The 3,680-nt window shown below is 63.4% G+C and carries 4 protein-coding genes and 1 pseudogene; 1 reads left to right on the top strand and 4 read right to left on the bottom strand.

Features of this window, described 5'->3' with window-relative positions:
- From AC1D1P_RS17560 to AC1D1P_RS17550, 3 genes and pseudogenes are all read right to left on the bottom strand, one after another.
- Positions 1-278 (bottom strand): annotated as a pseudogene (locus AC1D1P_RS17560) (cupin domain-containing protein); the annotation flags it as partial.
- An 86-nt stretch (positions 279-364) separates the two neighbouring features.
- Positions 365-1,408 (bottom strand): methionine synthase, encoded by a 1,044-nt coding sequence (locus AC1D1P_RS17555; RefSeq protein ID WP_477671457.1) that lies wholly within the window; start codon positions 1,406-1,408, stop codon positions 365-367.
- Between the two features lie 58 nt (positions 1,409-1,466).
- Entirely contained in the window at positions 1,467-2,465 is a 999-nt protein-coding gene (locus AC1D1P_RS17550) for an LLM class flavin-dependent oxidoreductase (protein ID WP_477673846.1), read from the bottom strand.
- Positions 2,466-2,582: 117 nt separating this feature from the next.
- On the opposite strand from AC1D1P_RS17550, the gene AC1D1P_RS17545 reads away from it, so the two are divergent.
- Positions 2,583-3,143 (top strand): YaeQ family protein, encoded by a 561-nt coding sequence (locus AC1D1P_RS17545; protein WP_477671455.1) that lies wholly within the window; start codon positions 2,583-2,585, stop codon positions 3,141-3,143.
- Here AC1D1P_RS17545 and AC1D1P_RS17540 read toward each other — a convergent pair.
- On the bottom strand, positions 3,140-3,680 hold a 541-nt coding region (locus AC1D1P_RS17540), incomplete at its 5' end, for an ion transporter (RefSeq protein ID WP_477673845.1). The genes AC1D1P_RS17545 and AC1D1P_RS17540 overlap by 4 nt on opposite strands.

The raw sequence follows: 3,680 nt of genomic DNA, 5'->3' as shown, positions 1-3,680 counted from the left end.
CCATGATGATGGGCGCCGGTCTTGGCGTCGGCGTGGATGGTCACCGTGCCGGCCCAGAGCTTTTGGGCACCGACGCGGGCGAAGTTGATGGCGGCGCGCCTGTCCATGCCGGGTGTTTGTGCGGTATTGCCATCAAGCTGATTGCCGGCGATCACGCGCACGCCGTCGTGCTTCCATGGCGGGTCGGCTTCTCCCTGCGCGTGAGGATGCGCGTGTCCAGGACCGTGAGAATGATCGTGGTCGTGAGGATGATGCGGAAGCGTGGGGTCATTGCTCATGCTGCCAGCGTACACCAGCGCCGTGCATTCAGTCCAGCACAACGGCCTCCCGCACTGCGCAGCAATGCCGCGCGCGCTGAGCAACCTTACTTGTAGCGTTCCCGCGCCAGCGCCGCACCTGCACCCAGCGCCTGCAACTTCTTCAGGGCCACTTCGCGGTCCATGGGCGCCAGGCCGCAATTGGTGCAGGGAATCAATCGGTTTCTGGGCACATATTTGAGCGCCTTGCCGATGGTGTCGGCCACCTGCTCGGGCGTTTCAATCTCCTCGCTGGCGACGTCGATCACGCCGACCATCACGTCCTTGCCCTCAAGCAGCGCCATCAGGTGCGGCGGCACGTGGGAGTGGTAGCACTCCAGGCTGACCTGGCGGATGGTGCTTTTGGCCAGCGCCGGAAACACGGTTTCGTACTGCCGCCATTCCTCGCCCAGGGTTTCCTTCCAGTCGGTGTTGGCCTTGATGCCGTAGCCGTAGCAAATGTGCACGGCGGTCGTGCAGGTCAGGTCCTGCGCCGCGCGCTCAAGCGCCCTCACGCCCCAGTCGGCGGCTTCCTTCATGTAGACATTGAACGCGGGTTCGTCGAACTGGATGATGTCGACGCCGTCGGCCTGCAGCGCCAGCGCTTCCTGGTTCAGCAGCTCAGCAAACGCCATCGCCATCTTGACCTTGTCGCCGTAGAACTGGTCGGCCACGGTGTCGACAATCGTCATCGGGCCCGGCAAGGTGAATTTTATTTTTTTGGTGGTGTGCGCGCGCAACAGCCGTGCTTCAGCAGCATGCACCCGGCCCTTGAGCTTGAGCTGCGACACCACCTGCGGCACCATCGCGTCATAGCGGTTGTCGCGTATGCCCATCTTGACCTTGTGCTCGAAGTCGATGCCGTCAACCTGCTCCAGAAAACCGTGCACAAAGTGCTGGCGCGACTGCTCGCCGTCACCAATCACGTCCAGGCCCGCGTCTTCCTGCACCTTGATCCACAGCAGCGTGGCGTCGGCCTTGGCCTGCCTGAGTTCTTCGCCTTCACTTTTCCACTGAGGCCAGAGTTTTTGGGTTTCCGACAGCCAGCCAGGTTTGGGCAGGCTGCCGGCGATGGCGGCGCTAAAGAGCGGAGTGGCAGGAGGCGTTTGCATGGGGTGGTCCTTGTCTCGATATTTGTTCAGTGTTTTTTGTGGGTAGCCGGTTTCAAACTCAGAAAAACTCCCGCGCCAGCAGTTCATAGGAGCGCCTGCGGGCAACGGGGTCGTGTGTCCAGGTGATCACGACCAGCTCGTCAACCCCCAGTGTATGAGCCAACGCCCTTAATTTGGCAGCAACTTGCGGGCCGCTGCCGACCAACGCATTGGCCCTGAGCCTGTCGGCCTCGGCCTGCTCGACTGGCGTATACGGCCGCAGCGCCACTTCTTCGGGCGAAGGCAGGGCCGCCAGCGCGCCGCGGTTGCGGTCTATCTTCCAGCGCTCGCGACCCGAGAAGTGATGCCAGGCCTCGGCCTCCGTGTCGGCCGCCAGCGCCCAGACGCAGAGCACCGCCTGCGGCGTCGGGTGGCGCGGGCTGGGCCGGTAGGTGGACCGATACAGGTCCAATGCCTGCTCCGCGCCCTGCCCGTCGGTGATGAAGTAAGCAAACGCATACGGTAGTCCATAGTGCGCGGCCAGCTGCGCGCCGTAGTCAGAACTGCCCAGCATCCACATCTCCGGCGTGGTCGGCCCCATGGGGTTGGCCGTCACGCCGCGGCCCGGATGGCCTTCGGGCAGGTCAACGCCAGCCAGCCAGGCCTGCAGCTCACGCACCTGGATGGGAAAGTTCTCGGCCGACTGACGCGGGTCGCTGCTCAGCAAACGCGCCGTACGCATGTCYGAGCCCGGCGCGCGGCCCACTCCCAGGTCGATGCGGCCCGGCGCGATGGCTTCGAGTACCCGAAACTGCTCTGCCACCTTGAGCGCCGCATAGTGCGGCAGCATGACACCGGCGCTGCCCACGCGGATGCGGCTGGTGGTGGCCGCGATGGCTGCCATCAAGACTTCGGGGGCCGAGCCGACGATGCTGGGGTGGCTGTGATGCTCGCTGACCCAAAAGCGTTTGTAGCCCAGCGCTTCGCAGTGGCGGGCCAGTTGCAGGGTTTCGCGGATGGAGGCGTCTTCCGTGCGGCCGGTGACGGCGACGGACTGGTCTAGGACTGAAAGACTGATCATCGGGGAAACTATAGCCAGACCCGTTAAATCCCGCTCGGGCGGGGTTACCCTTCTGCGCTCTGTTCCAATAGAGGGTTCGTTCCCGTCCAGACCAGAGATAAAGAAGTAAATCCTATGGCACTCAAAGCCACTATCTACAAAGCCCAGCTAGCCCTGTCCGACATGGACCGCAGCATCTACGCCGACCACAGCGTGACCATTGCGCGCCACCCGTCGGAGGCCGACGAACGCATGATGATCCGCCTGCTGGCCTTCGCGCTCAACGTGCCGGCCGACGACAAAAAGGGCAACCTTGAATTTGCCAAGGACTTGTGGGACGTGGATGAAGCCGCGCTCTGGCACAAGGACTACACCGAGCAGATCCTGCACTGGATTGACGTCGGCCAGCCCGACGACAAGCGCCTGATGAAGGCCGCCGGGCGGGCCGAAAAGGTCAGCGTCTACAGCTTTGCCAGCAGTACACCGGTCTGGTGGAAGAACATTGAAACCAAGCTCACCCGYGCCGCCAACCTGGTGGTCTGGCAGATCGACGCGGCAGAAAGCCAGGCCTTGGCCAAATTGGCTGAGCGCAGCATGCAGCTGCAGGTGACGGTGCAGGACGGCACGGTGTGGATGAGTACAGCGCTCGGGTCGATAGAGATCACGCCGCGCCGGTTGACGGCCGGCGCGTCTTAAACACCAGGACGCCGAGAGGATGCATCCTTCGCGTCCCCGGAATCCTTGTGCTGGTCTTGATGCTGATAAAGCGGCAGCGCTGCCCCGCAATGAAAGCAGAAGTCTGCCTCGGGCAGGTGGCCTTCGGTCAGGCATTCATGGCAGGTGCGCGTGGTCGGCAAGGCCAGATGCTGCAGCCGCCGCTCCGCCGCCATTTCGGCCGTGACGATGCCGGTGGGCACCGCAAGAATGCCCCAGCCCAGCAACATCATGAATGACGAGATCAGCCGGCCCAGGTCTGTCTTGGGCGTGATGTCGCCAAAGCCTACCGTGGTGACCGTGCTGATGGCCCAGTAGACCGAGGTCGGGATGCTGGTAAAGCCGTTGGACGGCCCTTCGACCACGTACATCACGGTACCCATCACCAGCACCATCATGACCACGGCTGACAGGAACACCAGAATCTTGCGGCCGCTCGCTGCCAGCGCCCGGCCCAGCGACTGGTATTCAGCCACGTAGGCAGCCAGCTTGAAGATACGGAACACACGCAGCAGCCGC

It is taken from the genome of Polaromonas sp. P1_E1_2, assembly GCF_056406035.1.
Note: the sequence above shows the minus strand (reverse complement) of the source record. Positions and strands in the feature narration are given on the sequence as shown.

Bases quoted from the DNA above. Each gene is read 5' to 3' on its own strand.
- AC1D1P_RS17555 (WP_477671457.1), bottom strand. From the start codon at position 1,408: ATGCAAACGCCTCCTGCCACTCCGCTCTTTAGCGCCGCCATCGCCGGC.